Source organism: Streptomyces sp. NPDC006923, from assembly GCF_040635655.1.
GTDB lineage: Bacteria > Actinomycetota > Actinomycetes > Streptomycetales > Streptomycetaceae > Streptomyces.
Genome location: NZ_JBEYIF010000009.1, coordinates 184,186 through 206,302, shown reverse-complemented (window position 1 = coordinate 206,302; position 22,117 = coordinate 184,186). Strand labels below are relative to the sequence as shown.

16 protein-coding genes are annotated in these 22,117 nt (G+C 65.6%); 5 read left to right on the top strand and 11 right to left on the bottom strand.

The genetic code is table 11. The features are described 5' to 3' along the window. Positions 1 to 105 precede the first annotated feature (105 nt). Positions 106 to 840 (bottom strand): hypothetical protein, encoded by a 735-nt coding sequence (locus tag ABZ707_RS20370; RefSeq protein WP_360176529.1) that lies wholly within the window; start codon positions 838 to 840, stop codon positions 106 to 108. 375 nt (positions 841 to 1,215) lie between these two features. Continuing rightward, entirely contained in the window at positions 1,216 to 2,646 is a 1,431-nt protein-coding gene (locus ABZ707_RS20365) for a hypothetical protein (RefSeq protein ID WP_360176526.1), read from the bottom strand. A gap of 369 nt (positions 2,647 to 3,015) precedes the next feature. On the opposite strand from ABZ707_RS20365, the gene ABZ707_RS20360 reads away from it, so the two are divergent. Beyond that, the gene (locus ABZ707_RS20360) at positions 3,016 to 4,566 is read left to right on the top strand and encodes an AAA family ATPase (protein ID WP_360176523.1); all 1,551 of its coding nucleotides are present in this window, start codon (positions 3,016 to 3,018) and stop codon (positions 4,564 to 4,566) included. Continuing rightward, positions 4,566 to 5,414, top strand: a complete 849-nt coding sequence (locus ABZ707_RS20355; RefSeq protein WP_360176520.1) for a hypothetical protein — start codon at positions 4,566 to 4,568, stop codon at positions 5,412 to 5,414. The genes ABZ707_RS20360 and ABZ707_RS20355 overlap by 1 nt, the downstream gene beginning before the upstream one ends. Before the next feature lie 95 nt (positions 5,415 to 5,509). Here ABZ707_RS20355 and ABZ707_RS20350 read toward each other — a convergent pair whose 3' ends face one another. The 3 genes from ABZ707_RS20350 to ABZ707_RS20340 all read right to left on the bottom strand — a co-directional run bounded on the left by ABZ707_RS20350 (position 5,510) and on the right by ABZ707_RS20340 (position 11,376). Continuing rightward, entirely contained in the window at positions 5,510 to 8,587 is a 3,078-nt protein-coding gene (locus ABZ707_RS20350) for an HsdR family type I site-specific deoxyribonuclease (RefSeq protein ID WP_360176517.1), read from the bottom strand. Positions 8,588 to 8,590: 3 nt separating this feature from the next. Beyond that, complete coding sequence (locus ABZ707_RS20345; RefSeq protein WP_360176514.1) at positions 8,591 to 9,709, bottom strand: hypothetical protein; 1,119 nt, start codon at positions 9,707 to 9,709, stop codon at positions 8,591 to 8,593. Positions 9,710 to 9,798: 89 nt separating this feature from the next. Beyond that, entirely contained in the window at positions 9,799 to 11,376 is a 1,578-nt protein-coding gene (locus tag ABZ707_RS20340; RefSeq protein ID WP_360176511.1) for an N-6 DNA methylase, read from the bottom strand. 1,238 nt (positions 11,377 to 12,614) lie between these two features. Here ABZ707_RS20340 and ABZ707_RS20335 point away from each other — a divergent pair. The 3 genes from ABZ707_RS20335 to gltX all read left to right on the top strand — a co-directional run bounded on the left by ABZ707_RS20335 (position 12,615) and on the right by gltX (position 15,708). After that, positions 12,615 to 13,721 (top strand): hypothetical protein, encoded by a 1,107-nt coding sequence (locus ABZ707_RS20335; protein WP_360176508.1) that lies wholly within the window; start codon positions 12,615 to 12,617, stop codon positions 13,719 to 13,721. Beyond that, positions 13,721 to 14,119 carry a hypothetical protein gene (locus ABZ707_RS20330; RefSeq protein ID WP_360176505.1) on the top strand — a complete coding sequence of 133 codons (399 nt, stop codon included), beginning with the start codon at positions 13,721 to 13,723 and terminating at the stop codon, positions 14,117 to 14,119. Before ABZ707_RS20335 ends, ABZ707_RS20330 begins: the two co-directional genes overlap by 1 nt. A gap of 215 nt (positions 14,120 to 14,334) precedes the next feature. Then, positions 14,335 to 15,708, top strand: coding sequence for a glutamate--tRNA ligase (gene gltX, locus ABZ707_RS20325; RefSeq protein WP_360176789.1), 1,374 nt, complete (start codon positions 14,335 to 14,337; stop codon positions 15,706 to 15,708). Positions 15,709 to 15,718: 10 nt separating this feature from the next. On the opposite strand, the gene ABZ707_RS20320 is transcribed toward gltX, so the two are convergent. Genes ABZ707_RS20320 through ABZ707_RS20295 form a run of 6 tightly spaced genes read right to left on the bottom strand, consistent with a single transcriptional unit; the run spans position 15,719 to position 22,117 of the window. Further along, positions 15,719 to 16,708 carry a glycosyltransferase gene (locus tag ABZ707_RS20320; protein WP_360176502.1) on the bottom strand — a complete coding sequence of 330 codons (990 nt, stop codon included), beginning with the start codon at positions 16,706 to 16,708 and terminating at the stop codon, positions 15,719 to 15,721. Further along, complete coding sequence (locus ABZ707_RS20315) at positions 16,705 to 17,319, bottom strand: HD domain-containing protein (RefSeq protein ID WP_360176500.1); 615 nt, start codon at positions 17,317 to 17,319, stop codon at positions 16,705 to 16,707. Before ABZ707_RS20315 ends, ABZ707_RS20320 begins: the two co-directional genes overlap by 4 nt. A gap of 5 nt (positions 17,320 to 17,324) precedes the next feature. Beyond that, positions 17,325 to 19,049 (bottom strand): carbamoyltransferase C-terminal domain-containing protein, encoded by a 1,725-nt coding sequence (locus ABZ707_RS20310; protein ID WP_360176497.1) that lies wholly within the window; start codon positions 19,047 to 19,049, stop codon positions 17,325 to 17,327. A gap of 23 nt (positions 19,050 to 19,072) precedes the next feature. Further along, positions 19,073 to 19,870, bottom strand: coding sequence for a radical SAM protein (locus tag ABZ707_RS20305; RefSeq protein WP_360176494.1), 798 nt, complete (start codon positions 19,868 to 19,870; stop codon positions 19,073 to 19,075). A 16-nt stretch (positions 19,871 to 19,886) separates the two neighbouring features. Then, positions 19,887 to 21,005: a hypothetical protein gene (locus ABZ707_RS20300; RefSeq protein WP_360176491.1), complete on the bottom strand. Its 1,119-nt coding sequence runs from the start codon at positions 21,003 to 21,005 to the stop codon at positions 19,887 to 19,889. Then, positions 21,005 to 22,117, bottom strand: coding sequence for a radical SAM protein (locus tag ABZ707_RS20295; protein ID WP_360176488.1), 1,113 nt, complete (start codon positions 22,115 to 22,117; stop codon positions 21,005 to 21,007). Before ABZ707_RS20295 ends, ABZ707_RS20300 begins: the two co-directional genes overlap by 1 nt.

The window sequence follows — 22,117 nt, the reverse complement described above, 5'->3', positions numbered from 1 at the left end:
CCTGGTGTTTCGGCTGTCGGGGTGGCGGGATTTGAACCCACGACCTCTTCGTCCCGAATGAGGGTCGGTTACCGATCTTGCCAGGGGCGATGGTGTTTTCCCTGGTCAGAGGTGTGGTCCCGATTGGTCTCGCGTGGTGTCGCAGGGGCTTGGCGAGCGGGTTGGCTCCCAAACGGCTCCCAGGGCCAAGGCTGCGGCGGGCGGACCTTCGGGGCATTGTCTGTGATCGTCAGCGCAGTCGGCCACTGCCTTGCTCAGGCCGGAGAAATCAGTGTGTACGGGATGTAGTCGCTGGAGGCTGGAGAGCCTGATCGTTTTCTGGTCTGGACACCGGTCGTCCAGAACTCGGGTGGACAGCACATAGAAGGTCCACTGGCTAAGGTCGAGAGGGTCGAGAGTCTGCTTGTCCTGGTGGTGCAGCAGGCAGAAGACGTACACGTTCAAGCGGCGAAGTACGTCGTCCGATGTCGAGTCGGTCTGCGCGTCCCAACCTGTGGCCGGTGCGATGGAGAAGGAAATCTCGGATAGTTTGGACTGCGTCCACGACTGCAAGTAGGCCGCCGACTTCACTTCGATCCGCCACTGCTCGGCGGTCCGGATGTCGACCGTGTCCCATTCGGTTCTGGTGCCGGCGGCAGCGCCCAGTGCTGTGGCGACTAGGTACTCAGCCAGAACACCGCGCATGGTGTTGTTGGCCAGGTCGGAGCATGCCCAGCGCCAGAAGTCACCGAGGCTGGCCACGGCCTCGCCGTCGACTCGTATCGGCTCGTCGCCGCTTCGGCGATTGATGACCAGCGGACCGAGATCAGGGATCACGTTCTCCTCCAGCGACGACGGCATGGGGTGCCTCAGAGTGACAGAGGGCACTGACCGTGGAGTGGCGTTCCACAGCACGGCATGGACCACCTGGGCAGACCGCCGAGCAGGGAGAATGCCCGAAGACCGCTGAAGCGTGAGGCCGAGGTGACCACTCACCCGACCTGCGGATTTCCAAGATCCCCGACAGCGTCGCTCACTGACCGCGATTACGGGCATTGATTCACCGGTTCAGTCCACGAACGGTGGCTGCCTGCCACGGGCGTTGCCTCAGCTCAAGGCAAGTTCACGAAGGGTGTTGCGGATTTCGTTCAGGGGTGTCAGGGCAGTGGTCTTGAATGGCCCGGCTTGGTGTTGAAGTACTCGGGAGGCGATCGGCTCGCGACTGCCTTCAACACGTCACAGATCCAAACCCTCCAGCGGTTCCTGTCTATAGGTGCGGTGGGTGTAGGTCCTGCGTTTGGCCCCTCGGTCGCGTACGCGAGTCTGGCGAGCACGGACCGATTCGTCACTGGTCTCGGTGGCCAGCACGACGCTGTGACCAGTACTGATGCGCCGCTTTACCAGTGCGTACAGCTGCTCCCTCGTGGTGCCTACGGTCCCAGCAAGGCCATGCTTGACGAGGTCAATGAACTGTGTGCCCGTGAGGTGCCGTTCCACTTGGTCGTAGCCGAGGATCCGCGCCGTGCTACCTGCCTTCCTGCCCCGTGTGCAGTCGTCTTCGAGTAGCAGCCGAACGTACGAGACAGGTAGGTACATGCCTGGGGTGAGACCTTGGACCGGGCGCTTCTCCGTGTTCCGTGGCCAGTAGGCCAGCTTCAGGAAACAGGGGTCGCCGCCAAGACGCCATTCACTCGGTCGAGCTGGAGGGCTGCTCAGCTGTGCCGTCTCTTCCAGCCGGTCAAGCTGACCTCTCAAGCGCTCGTCCACGTAGATGGATCGGGTATCTGGATGGAGGCGCTTGTACTGGACGAATACGAAGCTCTTGGTGGGCTCGTGGTAGTAGAGCATGTCAGTGCCGAGGCGAGACTCCACCGGCGTGGCGTTGACGTTGACCACTTCGAGCCGTCGACCCGATGGGTCGCGGAGCACATGGATGTCGCATCGGACGCCGTTGCCTTGCTGCCACTCGCTGAACATGCCGAATGCATCTCCAGCGACACGCACGTCATAGTCGATGAGGCTGTGCTCGACCGGCTGAGGGATCAGCCCCGCAGTGTATGGATCGTCTCCTGATGGTGGGCGGCGCCAGGCGGCGAGCGCGGAGAGGGGAAAGTCGGCAATGCGCAGCAGGCTTCCTGTGGCATCGCGCTGCTCTTGCCAGGAGCGGTCGGCCAAATTGTCCTCGAACGCAGGGGGATCGGCTTGGGCCAGCAGCCAGTCAAGGAGGCTACTCAGCTCTGGAAATCTTGCGCGCAGCGCACGCTCCAGGGCCTGCCACACGGCGTTGCTGCATGCGCCGACCATGCCCAGTGGAGCGGCGAGGTCGAACTCGCGGCGTAGGTGCTCCGGGATGTCGCTGAGTATGCCGTCGCTACCATCGAGTGGGATAGCCGTCATGCACTCGCGGAGCGGATCGACGGTGATGCTCTTATCGACCGCCCCCACGGTGCCATGACGAGCGGCTATCCCTACCCAGGCAAGCCACCGTGAGCGCGCCCCGCCTGCTTCGGAGAGGGCCTCGCCGACCAGGAGAACAATGGGTGGCCCATCGAGTGCCGCATCGATACTCAGGCTCTTGGGACGGGACTTGGTGAACCGCTGTTCGATCCTGAACTTCTCAAGGTTGGCGCCGAGTTCGTCCGAGCTCAAGTTCACGATGAAGGCCACGCTCGGAGACTATCTCGGCAGTCTTTGCGACGGCCCTTGTTCGAATGACTCACCTGCCGCATCACTTCGATGGGCAGTCGTTGGATCCTCACTTCACCGACCGTTGAAGCCGGCTTCCGAGGCTGGCTCACGAATGATGGATCAGGGCACGTCTGCGCGAGATCAGTTGAGAAGGGGCACGGCCTCTCGAATCCCACCCGCGCTGGTGGGCCTGTGACTGCGGGAGCCGACCCCACCCACCCCTGGGTCCACGGACCTCTTTGTCCCCTCCTTGGGCTGGGACGGGACGTTGCGCAAGTGGCGCGGTAGGGTGCGCATCCAGCGCCGCTGATGTGCGCACACCCGCCGCCAACCACGGAGGCCCGACGCGTGCAGGTCATCGTCCAACACTATGGCAGTCTCGTGCCCAGCGGCCCCGAAGCCTTGGTGCTGGAGGTCGACGACTGGGACGATTTCGGCTACCGCACCTCCTACCACCTTTGGTATCGGACACCGACAGACACCTGGAACCTGGGCCCGGTGAAGATCGCGGTGCCCAGACAGAAGGCAGGCGCGGTCCCCTTCGAGCGCGGACGCTTCGACGATGGGCTGCCCGGCGAGTTCTTCTCGCTCGGCCAGTCCGACAGTTACTACGACGAGATCAGCAAACTCGGTGGTGGCAAGCGCGCCGAAATCCTTGAAGCCCTCTGCGACCTGGCCTACTTTCCCAACAGGCTCCAGGATGCGAAACAACACCGAGTGACAGAGGTCTCGCTCCTGCGAAGCGTGGAGGAGCAGACAATCAGGGCGCAGTTCAACCGCATCGCACGGGGCGGAGTCCGGCTGACCGAATACCGATTCCGATACAACGCACCTGGGCAGGCCACGAATGGTGTCGACTTCCAGGTAGTCCCGGAGTCCAGCCCCTCCAGCAATGTCCACGTCCTTATCGGCCGAAACGGAGTTGGTAAGACGACGCTGCTGCGCAACCTTGCCGGCGCAGTCGCCCGGCCCGATCTGGACGGCCGCTTCGGAAGCGTTCACATGCTCCCCACGTCTACCACGGAGGCCGGTGAGCAGTTCGCCAACGTCGTCTCTGTCACCTTCAGCGCCTTCGACCCGTTCGTCGACATCGAAGCCCTTGCCCCTGACGGTGAGAACGCTTCGCCCCGGGCGGCGTCATATGCCTACGTTGGACTTCGAAGTGGGGTGGACCACGACTTCACCGTCGAAGACCGTACAACCCTGCACGATCGACTGAGGCAAGACTTCAACGCGGCCGTCACCGAGATCTTCACGTCGCGCGCTCTGACGGACTGGCGTGAAGCAATGCTGCTGCTGAGCCGGGATCCACAATTCGCCGAGTCCGGCATCGCAGCATTCGCCCGCGACATACGCGCTGGCATGAGACTGCGCTCCAGCCAGGTTGAGGACCTGACCTCTGAGTTTTCACGCCTGAGTTCGGGGCACGCGATCGTGGCGCTGACGATGACGCAGCTCGTCCACAGTGTGGCCGAGCAGTCACTCGTTCTCCTGGATGAGCCCGAAGCGCATCTCCATCCGCCACTGCTGGCCTCCTTCATACAGGCCCTGTCGAAGCTGCTCACCGACCGCAACGGTGTGGCCGTCGTGGCTACCCATTCGCCCGTGGTCCTGCAGACAGCCCCGCGTTCATGCGTCTACAAGCTGATCCGCCACGGGGAAACGAGCCGCTTTGAGCGACCCCAAGTCGAAACCTACGGGGAGAACGTGGGTGCGCTAACGCACGAGGTGTTCGGCCTGGAGGTGATGCACTCCGGCTTCTACGCGGAGATCACCAAGGCCGTCACGCGAATGGATTCCTATGAACAAGTGCTGACTCACTTCGGCGGACAGTTGGGCAGCGAGGCGAGGGGGCTGGTCCGCATTCTCCTTGCGGAGAAGACGAACAGGGCCGTGTGATGTGGTCCCTCAAGATTCCGCTGATCAAGGCAGCGGACAGCTACAGGGCGTGCGTCGCCACCAGTACTACGGAAGGCGACCGCCGCGAGAACCTACTGAATGCCTCCGACACGGTACGGAAGGCAAGCCAGAGGCTGCGACAGGCCGCTTCCGGCAACTCTCTGCACGATCTGATCGACAAGCACTTCTCCGTACCTGGAATCGACGCCGAGCACTTCGTGCAGTGGGTCTACGGAAATGGCATGAAGACTGTCGCCGGCGCCAAGATCCGCGGGCAGCTGATGGCTGCTCCACCCTTCGAACGGTGCCCGCTGTGCCGGCAAGGAACCGTCTACCAGCTCGACCACTTCATGCCCAAGAGCCTCTTTCCCGCTCTGTGCGTGGACCCGCTCAACCTGGTCCCGGTATGCGAGCGGTGCAACCTCATCAAGGGAAACCGACGGCCCGATCAGCTGGAGAACACCCTCCTGCATCCCTACCTGGACCGAATATCCCATGAACGGTGGCTCGATGCCCGTACGGCCCATGATGGCGAGATGGTGCGGCTGGAGTTCTTCGTCACACCTCCAGCCGCCTGGAATGCAACCCTCACTGCTCGGGTCGCCCATCATTTCCAGCTCTTCGATCTAGGCCGGCGCTACGCCATGGTCGCGAACCGCGTCATCGGAGACCTGACGTTCGGCGTTGACCGACAGCGGGCCCTCGGTGGCGCAGCCATGGTTCGCACCTACCTTCAGGACGAAGCGGACACTCGCTTCGCCTCCGATGCCAACAGCGTCGAGGGCGTCACTTACGCCACTCTCGGGGCCGACGACCGATACTGCCAGGGCCCTGCGGCTGTGCTGTGAGTGCTCCAGACGCGGCCGGAGGACGGGATTCGGGGCTCAGCAGTGTGGTCAGGCCCGGCAATCGCCATACAGGTTGCCGGGCCTCCGTGCTTTCGTCAGTCAACGAGGTAGTGGGCTTCGATGTAGGCGACGGTGGAGTCATACGGCTCCCCCACAGGCTTCACCATGTATCGGCGGAACACCGCGGCGGTGGCTCGGCGGACACCGCGGTTTCGAGCATCTGCGTTGTCCCAGGAGCCTGCGAGGGTTCGGGTGACCACCTGGTCGATTTCTTCGGCCAGATTTCTTTCCGTCACTGTGAAGCCGGACGGTGCGTGGTCGTGGATTATCCGCGACAGGACGCCCACGTGGTCGTCGTCCAGCACGACGACGGCCTCTGCGGGGTGCTTCTCTGCGTCCACGATTGCGCGGGCGACCCGGAGTGCTTCGGACAGGAACTCCAGGGCGTCCTGGGCGTTCTGGATGATCCGATCCCGCAGCAGCTTGATCCGCTCCGCGAGGGCGGTGTACTTCGCGGAACCCGGCTCGACGCCCTTTTCGAGGGCGGCCTTGATGTGGTCCAAAATCTCCGCCGCGGACGGCGGTGCCTTGTCCTCTCCTCCGTCCTTGTTGGACTTGAGGTGGACGAGGGCCAACAGCTCCTTGAGGATGGCGATGCCCTGGGCGTCAAGGACGAGGGCTTCCTCCCGGGCGGCGGCCACGGAGAAGGAGTGGACATGGGCGTTGATGATGTCCAGGACCATTGGCCCCAGCTCGCCGAGCCGTTCCTTCCTCTCCTCGTCGGAGGACTTCTTGAACAGAGTCGTGTACACGGACCCGAACAACCCGAAGCCGTCACGGTACTTAGCGACGCGCTTGTCGGAGTTGATCAGCGGGTATAGGCGTGCCAGGAGGCGGTAGTCCTTGGTGAACACCTCGGCGGCGCCATGGTTGGCGTCCAGAAAGGCGTTAATGGCTCGCACGGACTCGTATCCGTGGACCGTGAGGTCAAGGTCGTCTACGTCCGCGAGGAGGTCTTCGATGCGGGCGAAGGTGGTGCGGAACTCGGCGACCAGCTCGGACACATCGCTGACGAACCCGCCACCCTTGCTGGCACCCTCTGAAGTGGGGTCGACGACAGCCCGCTGGACCTCTCCGGCGAGGCCGATGTAGTCCACGACCACGCCGAAGGTTTTCACGAACCCGGTCGGGGACACCCAAGTGCGGTTCGGGCGGGTGATCGTCTGGAACAGGTTGTGGGCCTTCAGCGGCTTGTCCAGGTAGAGGACGCCCTCGTTGGGGGCGTCGAAGCCAGTCATCAGCTTCGCGGTCACCACCAGGAAGCACAGTGGGTCGTCTGGGGTGAGGAACCGCCGCTTCTGCTTCTCCTCATCGGCCTCCGAAAGCTGGAATTCCCGCATGGTGGGGTCTTCGCCCTTGGAGTCCGAGACGGAGATATTCACCTCAGCGGTGATCCGGTCATGCTTTCCAACCTCGGCGAGCACCTGTGACGCCTCGTAACCGACCATCAACTCGTTGATCTTGTCCGTGTACGCCACGGCCAACTCACGGTTATAGGCGACGACCTGAGCCTTGAGGCCGTTGCGGTAGGCGCCAGCCAGGTAGTGGTCCACGATGTCCTGGCAGACCGCGTGTATGCGGTCGGGGTTGGCGAATACCGAGGTGAGACGACCGAACTTGCGGGATAGGGCTTCACGGTCGGGGTCGTCTAGGTCGAACTCGTCGGCGAACTGGTCGAACTCAGTCTGCAATGCCTGGTCGTTCATCTCGAAGACGACCGGGTGCGGATCCAGCATGACCGGGACGGTCGCTCCGTCCAGCAAAGACCGGGACACCGAGTACCGGTGCAGCACCCTGCCCGGGTCGGTCTCCTCGCCGAAGAGGGCGAAGGTGTCGGTGGCGAGGTTCCTGACGGGAGTGCCGGTCATGCCGAAGAATTTCGCGTGTGGCAACGCTGCGCGCATACGCCCGGCCAGGGACTGCGACCTGGCGGACTGGGTGCGGTGTGCCTCGTCGACCAGCACGATGATGTTGTCCCGCGAAGACAGGTTCTTGCCGGCGTCGCCGAACTTGTGGACAGTCGTCGAGATGACACCGCGCACGTCGTCGGACAGAAGGGAACGCAACTCCTGGCTGGTGGCCGGCTGGTGGAAGTAAGCGTCCCCCATTGCGGAGGTGAATACCCCGGAGGTCTGCCGGACGAGCTGAGTCCGGTCCGAGAGCAGGATGATCGTGGGCGACTCGGCGCGAGCGTCGGCCAGCAATAGCGAGGCAGCGAACACCATCAAGAGCGTCTTCCCGGAGCCCTGATGGTGCCAGATCAGGCCCTTTGATCCGCCATCGAGGACCCGCTCGTGGATCAGGTGGGCAGCCTCCATCTGCGGGTAGCGGGGCAGGAACTTCTTGTCCGCCCCGCCCCCGGAGGTGTCGAAGAGGGCGAAATTCGCCAGCATGTCCAGGACGGTCGCAGGGTTGAGTAGCAGCTCGACGGATCGCTGTACGTCGGCCTGCCCCGACAGATTCTCGTCGTCGGTGGTAGACCGGAACGGCTGCCACAAATTCATAGGCGCACCGGCGGCACCGAAGCGCAGCTTCAGCCCGTCGGAAGCGACGGCAAAAACATTGGGGGTGAAAAACCACGGGTATTCGGTGGCGTACACGTCGTTGATCTCGCGGGCGGCGTCGGACCACCCGGACTTCGCGGTCGGTGACTTAACCTCGACCACTACCAGAGGCAGCCCGTTGACCCAGTACACGAGGTCAAACCGACGAGAGGTCTTGCCGGGGACGGTGATGCTCACCTCATCCGACACGACCAGCGTGTTAGCGGTCGGTTGCTCTAGGTCAATGACCTTCAGAGCGTGCCACACGCCGTCGGCGTCCCGGAACTCTTTATGTCCGCGCAGCAGACGCAGCACCTGCTCGTTTGCCCGAACCAGACCGCCCTCGACGGCATTGACCGTCGCGACGATCTCTTCGACCACGCCGTCCACGTCAAACCCACTGATCGCACCCGGGTTCAGCCTGACGATGGCATCCCGCAGCTGGGAGGCGACCACTGTCTGCGTCATCTCACGCAGCAACGCCCGCCCCGCAGTGAACTCCCAGCCCATCGGGAGGGACCACTGGATCATCAGGTTCTGAAACTCGCGTTCCCGGATCCCCTTGACCATAGGTCAAACCTCTCGCTCGGCAGCAGTCAATGCGATGCTGTGGTCCAGCAAACCGGACAGCAGAGCGGTCCGTACGGCACGCAGCCGGTCGGCCTCGGCGCGCACGGCCACGACGGGCGCCTCCAGCGCCTGCAACTCGCAGATCGCCCGCTCCTGCTCCTGAGCCGAGGGCATGCCGACGGGTGACTGCATCAGACGCTTGCGGTTCAGCGTGCGGTTGCGTCCCGCCCCGCCAGGAGAGCAGCTAGCCAGTAGCCGCGTGCCTGACTTGGTGGAGAAGAAGAGTCGGAAGAACTCGACGTCCCCGCCGTCGAGCCGCCGGTAGGCCGGGAACCGGTGCGATCCGCAGTAGCCCTCGATCTCCGGGGGCACAATGGCGACCGCGCCCTCCCAGGCGAAGACGATGTTGATGAGTAGGTCGCCGGGCTCGACCCAGAACACCTTCTTGGATCCCAAGGACGCTCCGGTCACTGCCTCCTTGGTGAACAGCCCGCGCCCGTGGGACCTGATCCCGATCTGCCAGTACTCGGTCTCAGGGGCGACGATGATGGGGCGCTTGACCTCTTCCAAGACCTCGCCGATCGGCAGCGGAGCCTCGGTGGCCGCGTAGTGCGCGAACAGTTCTTCCTTACGTCCCCGAAGCAGGGCATCCAGCGCGTCTGCCTCCGCTCCCAGGGCGGAGACTTGAGCGTCGATCACCTCGACGATGCGCACGATCCGCTCCTGCACGGGCAGCGGGGGCAGCGGGATGCGGTGGGCGAGGAACTGGCCTTCCTTCCACCGGTTGCGGCTCTTGGTGGTGCCCGTGGAGACAGCCTCCACGTAATCCCAGACCGAACGCTGCTGGAAGTAGAGGTTCAGGTAGTCCACGCCGAGTCGCTCGGTGTCCGTGTCGAACAAGGGGAACTCGTTGGATACGTAGGCGCCCTCGAAGTCGGGGTTGACCGTTCCGAAGGAGCCCTTCCCAGCGAAGAGTCGATTATAGATGAACTGCCCCGGCTCCACCTTGTAGAAGGTCGTCGCTTTGGACGTCTCCCGGGTGACGGTCTCGCGGTGGAACGCTCCCTCTCCCCACCAACGCACCCCGAGCAGGCGGTACTCCTGGCCGTCGAAAACCTTCACAGCGTCGCGACGCTGGGTGACCACTTCGGCCAGGGCCACTTGTGGCCAACCGCCTTTCTCGGCTGCGGTGTTCGTTCGTTGAGGCTCACTCATCGAAGCCCCTCGATCCCCGCAGCAGTGAGGACGTCGAGCATCCGTTGTTCGGTCTTCTGGCGCTCAGCTCGGGCGAGGTTATACGCCTTGACGAGAGTGCCGAGGTCTTCCTGTTCGGCGGCAGCGTGCTTGATGTACCGGCTGATGCTTAGGTCGTAGTCGTTCGGCTTGTTCTTGATCTCACCCATGGGGACGAAGCGGGCCTGGAGGCCGCCGTCGGGATCGACCGGGTTGCCATCGGCGTCGAATTTCGAGTTGTAGGCGGTCACGACGTCGGCGATGTCGGTCTCGGTGAGGACGTTGCGGTTTCTACCCTTGGAAAACCGCTGGGAGGCATCGACGAACAGTACCCCGCCCTGACGCTCTGGAGCCTTGGTGCCTGGCGCACGGAAGACAAGGATGCACGTCTCGATGGTGGTGTTGTAGAAGAGATTCTCGGGTAGGCCGATGACGGCTTCCAGAAGGTCATCGTCTAGGACGCGCCGGCGGATGGCTGCTTCCTGGCCGCCCCGGAAGAGGACGCCGTGGGGAAGGACGACGCCTGCGCGTCCCTTCTTGGGGTCCATCGACGCGATCATGTGCTGCACGAACGCCCAGTCTGCCGACGACTGCGGAGCTACCCCGCCGATGGCGCGTGGGTCAGTGGTCCAAGGCTTCCACTTCAGGCTGTAGGGCGGGTTGGCGACAATTACGTCGAACTGCGCCAAGGTCCCGGACCCGTCCAGTCGCTTGAAGCGCGGGTCCTTCAGGGTGTCGCCGACCTCTACCTTGAACTGGGTGAGGTTGTGCATGAAGAGGTTCATGCGGGCCACACCAGCGGTGTCCGGTACGGCCTCCTGCCCGTTCAGGCTGAGCGTGTATCCACGCCCGCCGCGGGCCTTCAGGAGGTTTGCGGAAGCGATGAGCATTCCGCCCGACCCGCAGGTCGGGTCGTACACAGACTCGAAGCTCTTGGGGTCCAGGACCTCGACGATCAACTCCACGACCTCGCGGGGGGTGAAGAACTGGCCGGCGCGGGTACCCGACCCATCAGAGAACCGCTTCAGCAGGTACTCGTAGGCCCCACCGAGTACATCGTGGGACATGTTGCCCTCGTGCATCTTCGGGGTGCGGTCCATCGCCTGCATGACCGCTGCCAACACCTCTCCTGGCAGCACCTCCTCAGCGGTCCAGGTCATGGACCCGAACAGGCGAGAGAACTTGTCGGGGTTGGCCGACTCGATGGCCTGCAGGGAAGCGCGTACCCGCTGGCCGAGGCCGGGCCGGGTGATTGTGGCGAGGATGGACGACCAGGAGGCACGACACTTTTGGACGGTGTCGGGGTGGATGAACGGGATCTCGAACGACTGATAGTCGCGGTACTCGATCTCGTGGGCTTCCTCAGCGGAGAGGTCGCCCGCACCCTTGTTTTCGGCCAGGAACTCCTGGTGCTGGTGCTCCCAGGTGTCCGACAGGTACTTCCAGAACATCAGCGGGAAGACGACCGAGGAGTACTGCGCTTCGGCCATCGCCACGCGCAGCTCATCGGCGGCGTCCCACAACCGGTTCTCGATCTCCTGCTGGGTCACTGCCATCAGTCGGGGGTGTCCTTGCTCGTCAAAGGGTGGCGACCCAAGGGCCGCAGTATGCCTGCGGGGCATCCTACTTTCGCGCGTGCCCAGCATGTACAAGATGGACGTATCCTGGCCGGGGCAGCGCACGCGGAGCGTCCTATTTCCTGAACTTTGGACACTCGAGAAGCCTCTGTCTGAGGCACCTGCGTAACCCGGTAAACGGACCGTCTCCAGCAACGGACAGCACCTTCGAGTTCGTCCCACGGACCCGGCCAAGGTTCACGGGCTTGCGAAGGTCCTGCACGAGCACGTCGAGGCCCGGCAGGTGATGGTGCTCACCCACGGCAGGCGGCTACAGCAGGCGTTCAGCAATCAGGACCTCACGGTGACCTTAATGGAAATCGAGCGCGGCGCGAGGCTCAGCACTGAAGACTCCGGTGGCGTCAGGGGGACGGCCTGAATGCCGGGCAAAACGGGAGCATTTTCGGCCAATCCCTGACTGCCCGGCAATTTTGCGTGCATTGTCGCATTTGTGGTCTGGCGGCTATCAGTATCCGTCGCAAAGATTCCCGCTTGCAGATGATCGGGGGAGCGGGATGGCGGTTGGGTGGGGCGTGCGTGCTCGGGAGAGGGCGCGGACGGAAGTGGCCGAGTGGCCCGCTGTCCCGATTCAGGTAAACCCTGTGGCCCCTGGGGCCAGCCGCCCAGCGGAGGTGGACCCCACGTCGTCCGAAGTGACACGGTTGCTGTGCCAGGCGGTCTACGCGCGGCCTGACCGAGTGAAGGCCGTCAAGTCATGGTGGCGCAAGATCCGGGGTAAGACGGGTAAGGCCAAGAAGCCCAGGCGTAGCACTAGGCGGCCGATCTATCTGGAAGGCAGCGACGACTGTCCGCCTCTCGGGGAACCGGCAGCGCAATGGGTTGCAGACCATGTGCTGAACGGTCCGCCACTGCCTGTGCCGTCGTACGGATTCGATCTCGTTCCGGTGATGGCACACAGCGTTCGTGCCAGACGGCGCCGGTGGATCAGGCGGGCATGCATCCTGGTCCTCTGCGGCCTGGTTGCCTACGCGGTGCCATGGGCTTTCGCGATCTGGGCGGTTGCCGTCATCGCCGCACTGTTCCTACGGTGGGCTGCTTTCCGCGCTATCCGCAGGCCCGGTCGCACTCGGTGGGCGCCTTCCCGGCGACTGGGGTATGTCGTGCTGCCCGCGCCGTGGCTGCTCGTGCTCCTGCCGTACGGGCCTGTTGGCGCTGGCATGCCCGAGCTGCGCCTTGAACTGGCCCTACTTCCCTTCGGGTTGGTGGTTGTCGTCGCGCTGGCTTATGTGGGCGACCGGCTTGTGGCGCGGGCTGCGCTGGGTGCCTTGGAGCGGGAGAAGGTGTCGTCCGATGATCTTCCGTGGGTTGCTGCCAAGGCTGGGCGCAGGATGTCGGACATCAGCAAGGACCAGGCGCAGTTGGCGTTGCCCTACGACGTCTCGGAGCAGTTCGTTGGATCCGGGCGCGACGTCTGGGGGCCCGCTCGCATCAGCATCCCACTCAAGCCCAGGAACGCTGAGGAATCGGTCAGGCCGTTCGGGGAGGCGGACCTTCTCCGGCGCATAGGCACCGCTCTCAACGATCTGGGCCGCGGCGCCCGAGAAATCACAGACCCGCTCCCCGGGTTCTCGATGGAGCGGATACTCGGCCTTCCGGTTGCCCGATGGTTGCAGCGCACCCGTGAGACGAGGGTGGAGCTGGCAGACCTGAGCGGCCTGGGGCGTAGATCACCCTCCGGGGTACCAGACCGGCTGTATCTGCGAGCTCAGTGCATCAGCTGGGACGGGCAGATCGTGGTGAGCGTATTTGTGCATGCCGCGCTGGAGGCTGGCGAGCTGCGGCTGACTATTCGTCCCCACGTTACGACGCCGCTCTATAACGAGCTGCGGGCCACCGCCACACCGGCCCGAACGCGCGGAGCGCGTCTGCTTGGGTGGCTCGGCACGCAGTCGCTCCTGGACACGGCCGTGGGCCCGGTGGCCGTGTGGCGCATGGTCGCCCGCCTTGGTGAGCAGGCCGAGGGACGTACGGAGGAGGAAGACCCGGTCAGTCTGCGCGACCGGTACTCCACCCAGGAAGTCACCGACATGCACCAGGGCGACGATGCCAAGCGCCACGTGGTTCTGATCCAGTCCTGCGTCTTCCGGACCGTCGCCGAGTACCTCGATGAGCAGGGAATCGACCTGGCAGCGTACGAACGGCAGGTCGCCACCGTCACCAACAACATCCTCGTCTATGGGGACAACAACGCCCCCATCCAGAACGTGGCCGGTAACGGCATCAGCGGCGTGGGCCAGGACAACAAGAATCAGGGAGGCAAGTAATGGTTGTGGGACGGCGTCGCCCCGAACCTGACCCGGGCCATGGCTCGGGCATCAGCATCGGCGGTAGCAACAACGCACCGTTGCAGAACGTTGTGGGGCAGAACATCTCCCACATCCACCAGTCCGCCTCAGCGCAAAGCGCGTTCGATGTTGACGCTGTGCGCGGTCTCCTCGCCGCCTTCCGCGCGGACGTCGACCACAACGCGACGGACCTGCAGAACGTCACCGTGCTGCGCGCCATGGCGGATACCGTCGACGTCTCGCTCGCGGCTCCCGACGCGCCGGAGGCCGGCGCATTGCGTGGGATCGCGGCGGCGTTGCCCGCGCTGGTTCTGGGCACCGCAGTCCAGCAAGGAGGCGAGTCACTCGCGAACGCCATCGGGGGGCTGCTGAGTTGAAGCACGCCTGCGGCTGCTGGGGCGTGAGCGTTCACGAATCGATGCGAAAGCGGGATGAAACGGTCGATTAATTCATGCAAGCGCAACGCAGCAGCATTCTTCATCAAACCTCGAGAACCAAGCGTTGTGGTCCAGGCCGGGTCTCCTGCGTAGGTACCCTGAAGAGTATGTCTACTGCCCCGGTTCGCGTTCGTTTCGCCCCGTCTCCCACCGGCATGTTCCATGTCGGCGGGGCGCGGTCCGCTCTATACAACTGGGCCGTGGCACGACAGTCCGGCGGCACGTTCGTCCTGCGCATCGAGGACACCGACGCGGCCCGGAACAAGCCGGAGTGGATCGACGGCATCATCAGCGCGCTCGCGGCGATCGGCATCCACGGCGAGGACGCGGCCTTCGAGGGGCCGTACTCCCAGTCGCACAACGCGGCCCGGCACAGCGAGGCCGCCCAGCAGCTGTACGCGGCGGGCAAGGCGTATTACTGCGACTGCACCCGGGAGCAGCTGAAGGAGCGCACCGGGTCGGAGCACCTCGGGTACGACGGGTTCTGCCGGGACCGCGGGCTGGCCTTCGAAGAGGGGCGGGCGCTGCGGTTCCAGACACCGGATGAGGGCGAGACCGTCGTGGTCGACCTGATCCGCGGGGAGCCGGCATTCCCGAACAGCGCGATCGAGGACTTCGTGATCGCGCGCGGTGACGGCTCCCCCGTCTTCCTGATCGCGAACGTGGTCGATGACCTGGATGAGGGCATCACGCAGGTCATCCGCGGCGAGGAGCACCTCTCGAACACGCCGAAGCAGCAGCTGCTGTGGGAGGCGCTCGGTGCCCAGCCGCCGGTGTGGGCGCACCTGCCCGTGATCGTGAACGAGAAGCGGCAGAAGCTGTCCAAGCGCCGGGACAAGGTCGCGCTGGAGGACTATCTCGCCGAGGGCTTTCTTCCCGAGGCGATGGTGAATTACCTGATGCTCCTCGGCTGGGGCCCCGGCGGTGACAGGGAGCTCATGCCGTACGAGGAGCTGGAGCAGCTCTTCCGGATCGAGGACGTCAACACCGCCCCGGCGTTCTTCGACGTGAAGAAGCTGACGGCTTTCAACGGCGACTACATCCGTGCCCTGGCGCCCGAGCAGTTCGCCGCCGCCTGCGCGCCGTGGCTCGTCGCCCCGTACGCGCCGTGGCAGCCGGAGGCGTTCGACCAGGCCGTCTTTGAGACGGTGGCACCGCTGGCCCAGACCCGGCTGGCGTTGCTGTCCGAGATCACCAACAACGTGGACTTCCTGTTCCTCGACTCGCCGGTCGAGGAAGAGGTGTCGTGGAACAAGGCGATGAAGGCGGGCGCCGATGGCATCCTGGCCGACGTCCGCGCCGAGTTCGCCGGCGTCGCGGAATGGGAAGCGGACGGCCTGAAGGCCCTCACGCTCGCGGTGGGCGAGAAGCACGGGCTGAAGCTGGGCAAGGCCCAGGCACCCATCCGAGTTGCGGTCACCGGCCGAACGATCGGACTCCCGCTGTTCGAGTCCATGGAGCTGCTCGGCCGGGACCGCGTGCTGGCCCGTCTGGACGCCGCAGCCGAGAAACTGGCCGCACAGGCGTAGGCGACGCCGGTCAGGCGACCTGCGCGAGAAGGTCGCCCCAGGCGTCTCCGAAGTAGTGCAGGTCGAACTGGGCCACGGCCTCGTACGCGGCCTTGGCTTCGGTTCGGCGCGCCGTAGCGTGTTCCCGGACCTGCGTCGACAGACGGTCGAGGTCTGGCGCTGGCTGGCCGGTCAGGGCCGCGAGATCGCCGAGTCCGGCGACCGGTCGGATCAGGCAGGGCAGGCCGAGAAGCAGTGCCTCGGCTGCGCAGCGGCTCCAGCCCTCCCGCATCCGGGGCAGGAAGACGCCGACGTCGCATGCCCGCAGCAGCCGCAGGTATCGCTCGCGCTCCACGTCGTAGTGCGCACCGTCGAAGCCGATGGTGTTGCTGCCGCTGGTGATCACTTGAAGCCCGGGTGCGCCGGCCAGGGCCGCTGCGACCTCCGCGGTGCCCTTCCAGTGGACGGCCTTGCCCGCGTACACGCCGATCGTGTCCGCGGCCAGGCCGAATTCGGCGCGGCACTCGGCCCGGTCGAAGTCGCGTGCCCGTTCGATCTCGGTCATGTCGAAGGCGTTGTAGATCACCCGTACGTTGTGGACACCGCGGGACCGGAGGAAGTTAGCCCAGTACGGGGAAACGCACACCACGACCGCACACTGCGGCAGCACCCGGAACAGCCGCTCCCAGAGCATGGCCTCCACGGGAGTGGAGTCGTGCTGCAACGGCTCGTAGTGGTGCAGGAGGAACACCGTGCGGGCCCGCATCTCCGGTGTGAAGAGCAGCAGGCTGAGGTCGTCCCACACGAAGGTGCCGGTGGCGGCGGAACTCAGCGCCCGGACGGTCGGGGCCAGTCGGGCGAGGTGGCGGAGCTTCCGCCAGCGGCGGACGCGGTACGTGCGCTTGTGGTCCGGAACCGTGCGCCACTCAACATCGTCGGCGGTCGCCTCGTGAAGCATCCGGAGGTAGACCCGGCCGCCGGTCCGACCAACCGGCTCCATCGAGTACACGATCCGTCTCACGGGCGTATCTCCTGTTGGTGGTGGATGTACTCGGCGTTGAGCAGCGTGTGCGCGGCTTCCAGGTGAGGGCTGAGGCGGCGTGCGGCGGCGGCCAGGGGGAGGTGGAAGTCTGTGAGGTTCCGTACGAACTTCCTCCGGCGTTCATGGTTCGGCGAGGCGGCCAGGTCGCGCAGGTTGTGGATGCGGTCGGCCAGCCGTACCAGGAGCTCCTCTGCGGGGAGGGCCGCTGTCTTCACGCGCCATCGGTTCTCGTCGCCCGGAACCTTGGGCCGGTGTTCGAGCCGATGATCGGGCGTCATCGCGCGTAGGCGTTCAGCGAAGGGTGCCCCCAGCTGGTGGGTGACGAGAGCCTCTGAGCCCGGATCGACCTCCAGGGCGTCGTGCAAAAGGCCGAGGAGGAGGGTTTCGGGCTGTGTGACGCCGAGCTCGGACCGCAGAACCGTGACGACGGCGAGCGGATGCTGGACGTACGGGGTGCCCTGATCTCGGGCATGCCCGGCGTAGATCGCGAGGGCCAGACCGGCAGCCACACGGGCGCGGGAACGGTCCCCGACGGCCCATGTGCTGGTGGCGAGTGTGGTCAGGATGTGAGGCAGATTGGCAACGGCCATTTCCGTCACCCCTCTCGTAAGGACGGCTGGGGTAGAGCCCGCGGGTCGGGGACGTGGTCGGCGATCAGGAGGGTGTCTCCGACGGAGAGGGCGTCGAGCCCGAGGCCGGCTGCCGCCTGTACGGCCTGCTCGGCGGATCGCAGGATCGGCGTGCCTTTGAGGTTGAAGGAGGTGTTCAACAGCAGCGGCAGGCCGGTGTGCTCGTGGAACCGCTGGAGGAGTTCGTGCAGGCCCTGGTGGTCTGTGGCCACGGATTGGACGCGCGCGGTGCCGTCGTGGTGGGTGACCGCGGCTATGCGGTCGGCTCGGCACCGGCGGACGTGGGCGACGCGGTTCATGAAGGGGTCGCCCGCCGACATGAACCACTCCGTGGCGTGCTTGGCGAGGACGGCCGGGGCGAACGGGCGGTACGCAGCTCGTCGCTTGATCGCGTTGAGTCGGTCCCGCGTGGCGGCGTGGCCTGGGTGGGCGAGGATCGAGCGGTGCCCGAGGGCCCGGGGCCCGAATTCGAGCGGTCCCTGTACCCAGCCGACAATGCGGTGCTGAGCGAGCAGCGCTGCCGCCGCCGGTGCCAGGCCCGCCCCCAGGCCGGTCAGAGCGCGGTACCCGGATGGCATCGCACCCGCTTTCAGAGTGCCCGGGTTCGGGCCCCAGGCCGCGTCGGTCGGCACCTGGAGACGTTCCTGCCCGAGCTGGAAGTGCCAGGCGTACAAGGCGGCGCCCACAGCGGTGCCCGCGTCGTGTGGTGCCGGCGCCACGAAGAGAGTGTCGAAGCCGCTTTCGTCGGCCAGCCGACCGTTGAGGTGGGAGTTTAGGGCGCACCCACCCGAGAACACCAGCGCCGAGGCTCTTGTGAGCCGTTGAAGATGGCGTGCGATGTGGATGACCGACTCGGAGAAGACATCCTGGACTGCGGCGGCCAGGTCGGCCCGATCCGAGTCGGCTTGCTCCACGACGTTGTCAGCGGTCCAGACGCGGCCACGGAGCAGCAGCGGTGTGCTGTTGTCCGCCGAGCCCCAGGGGTGGCCGATCCGGACCTCGCCGTCGTCGCCGAGCCGTACGAGTTCGCGGATCTGCGGCCCGTAACTCTGGGGGTCGCCGAACGCCGCAAGCGCCATCATGCTGCCCTCGGGTTCGTCGCCCGGTGGGATCACTCTGCGGGCCAGGTTTCGGTAGAAGTGCCCGAGGGAGGAGTGAACGCGCCGAGGGCCGACAGGGCCGGGAACCACGGTCGGCATGCTCTGGTGGACGCGGTCGATGCGATCCGGCCGCAGGTCGTAGCCGGTGATGCGTTCCCGCCCCGGACCGAAGTCGGAGCCGAGGGAGGAGCCGCCGGCGTCAATGACGAGGCCCGCCGCGTGGTCGTGTCCGGAGAGCAGGTACCCGGAGAGCACATGGCCGGTGTGGTGGGAGAAGAGGCGGAGATGGCCACCGAGCGGGGCAGGTAAGAGAGCGGCGAGTTCGTCCCGCTCCTCGGTGAGCCACCAGCCGGCGGCGGGATTGGGACGCATGGAGGCGGCCCAGACGGCGTCGACGTCTTGCGGTTCGATGCCGGCGGCCTCCAGACACCACTGAAGGGCACGGACCGGCGCGGCGAGCGTGCCCTTGCGGGTGGGGTGGTTGTGCTTGACGCCGCTCCAGCGTTCCTCTTCTGCCGCGTAGAGGCGGCCGTCGACGACTAAGGCGGCGGCGGTGTCGTGGTGGAAGTTCAGCCCGAGGACTGCGGGCATGGTCGTGTACCTCCGGTCTGGAGTCATGCGGTCGGAATGCGGGCAGGCAGGAGAGCGGCGCCCGAGTCGGTGTACTCGTGGCAGCGAAGGCAGAACCGGAAGTGATGGCCTCGGGGAGCGAACACTTTGGCCGCGAAGTCCTCGTTCCAGATGCTGAACTCGCTGTCGACCTTCGACATGGCGTTGAAGCAGCGGTAGCAGGAGCCGTCCATCTCGATCATCAGGTGCTGGTCGAGGTAGCGGTCGCAGATGCCGCGCAGCTCGTTCGCCGGCTGGCCGACGTCGACGTGGTGCACGTGGTTGGTGACGTGGATCGCGCCGTACGTGTCGCACAGCCTCGCGAGCTCCACGAGACGGGAGGAACTGATGCCTTCCAGCACGCTGTTGACGACCACGGTCTTGCCGGCTTCGCGGAGACGGGGCACGACGGCGTGCACTTCGGCGTAGTTCTCGTGTTCGTCGTCGCAGCCGATGAGGATCTGGTCGTACGAGCGGAGCGTGGCCTCCATAATCCGCTGGTTGCGGGCCAGCGTGATGGCGTTCGTGCCCAGAACCATGACCTTGTCCGGCAGGTGTGTCCGGGCGGCTTCGCTGAGAGCGGGGAAGTCCCGGTGCACGGTGGGTTCGCCGCCGTTGATGTGCAACTGCTGGAAAGGGATGGTCTCCAGCCGGGTCAGGATGGTGGAGAACAGGTCTGGGGCCATGTTCTCGCCCTGGGCGCCGTCGGCGAAGATACAGAAGTCGCAGGAACGGTTGCATTTCGTCGTGATCTTGATCTTCGCCGTCTTCAGGGCGCGGGGCTGGGACGCACGCGCGGGCATGGCGGGGCTCCTTGTGTCAGGGGTGGATGGCACCGGGCGGGAGGCTGAGGAAGTCCTGCACCGTGGACCTCTGCCGGTGCCAGAGCGCGAGGGTGGTGCGCAGAGTGTCGACAGTCGTCGGTCCGGTGGGGATCAGCCCGGCCATTCGGGCGGCCAGACGTTGGGCGGGAGTGGCCCCGTCCTCCGCAAGCGCGTTCAGGGTCTGTGCGGCGGAACGAAGTTCCTTCGCCTCCCGCCGGATCAGGTACTCGGTCGCGACACCGGGCGGCGGATCGAGGTAGTACAGCCAGCGGGCGACACGTACGCGGAGCATTCCGGCGGTCATTGCCCAGTCGGTTGCAGCGGACTCCTTGCCCTGGTCAGGAGGGTGGCTTGCCTGCGGAATGCGGCGCATGGCTGCTTCCAGGGAGACGTGTGCCGCGCGGAGCAGGTGGCGCGGGCTGCGGAGTCGCCCGTTGGGTCCGTCTTCGGAGTGCCGGAGAAACAGCTCGGCGTACGCGTCCAGCCCGTCCGGGCGCCACTGGGTGAGCGCGGCGGTCTTGCCGGGGCATCGCGTCCGTGTCGCGAGTGCGGCGGCAGCGAACCAGCAGGGGGCGAGGTAGTGCCAGGCCACGCAGTGACGCCGGTACGCGGTGATGTCCTCGACCACGTTGTCCGTACTGTCCGCCGCGAGCTGGTACCGGCCTCCGAGCCTCGACTGGAGGATTGCCCGGTAGAAGCGTTCGTCGATCTCGCACCAGGGGGCCATCTGGGCCCGGGACCTCCAGCGTTGCAAGTCCCGGGCGCTACCGCTGATCAGCGACCAGGTCGCCAGCTCAGGTGCGCAGACGAGCCGTCCGTCCGCTTCGGGCACGGTGAATGCGAACCCGGGAGGATGCTCCAGAAGCCGCCCGTGGGAGACCTCCCGGCGGACCGCGGACTTATGCGCGGCGGCCAGACGGTGATTCCACTCCTCCCAGTTCGCGGGGGCCTCGGGAAGGAGGACACGCACGTCGACGTCGGAGTGGGGAGCCAGCAGATCGGCCGGCTGCCACTTGTGCGTGAGCATCACGGCCCCGACCCCATGGGCGTCCAGCTCGTGTTCGTACAGCGTTCCGAGATTTGGGTAGAGCGGCGGCGCTTCGGCCGCGACCATCACCGCTCCCCGGTGGAGGATCGGGTGCACGAGGGCTGGGCCGCGCCCGAGGGGAGGACGGGGAGCAGAGGCAGCAGGACCGGGGTGCCCTCGGGACGCTCCATCCGGTCCCAGCGGAGGTCGTAGTCGACGTAATGGAAGCCCTGCCAGGCGTCGTTCGTGTTGCGGTCGAGCATGGCTTGGAAGAGGTGGGCGAAGGCATCGCCGAGGGTGCTGTCGGCGAGGTGGGGCTTCAGGGGGATGTCACGGTTGTGGAGGATGCAGGGGCGGGCCACACCAGTGGGCGTGATCTTGATGCGATTGGCGTCGGAGCATGTGGCACAGCTGGAGTTGGAGATGAAGCCGATCGAGCCCGCCCAGCCGTCGGGACGGAGATACTGCCCGGGGCTACGGACCCCGAGCTGTTCACGAGAGACCTCCCCCGCACCCGCGAACCATTCGTGGAGACGATCACGGACGTCCGCCTCGTTGATGAACTCGGTGTCGAACAGCGCCTGTGCGGGCCCAATGTTCTGGAGTTCGATGAGGCGGACGGCGATAGGCAGGTCCCGGGCCAGCTCGGCCACGGAAAAGGCGTCGTCCAGGTAGGTGCGCTGGAGGACGCAGTTGATCTTCACCCGCATTCCGAGGGAGAGGGCCTCGTCGAGGGTGCGCATAGTCGTGTGCGGATCGCCGCCGCCCATGATCGTGGCGGATCGCGTCGGGTCGAGGCTGTGGAGGCTGAGGTTGAGGTACGTCAGTCCGGCGCGGTGCAGCTTCTCCACGCTCAGCCCGCGGCGTAGGTTGCCGTGGCTCGTCATGCCGATCGCGGCGTCGGGCCCGAGGCCGTCGGCGAGGCCCTCGATCACGTCAAGGATGTCCGCCCGCAGGGTCGGTTCGCCGCCGGAGCAGTGCGCCTTCCGGATCTTCCAAACCCCGGCCTCGGCGGCGATGGCCGCGTAGTCGGCGGTGGTCAGGGGGCGGTCTTTGTGCCCGTAGTCCGGCATGCAGCGGGGCTTGCAGAACACGCAGTCCAGGTTGCACAACGAGTTCAGGGTGAAGGCCAGGTAGGGGTGGTTGCGGCCGGTAGCCGCGAAGGCTGCGATCAGGTCACGGTGGCGGGTGGTGGGCAT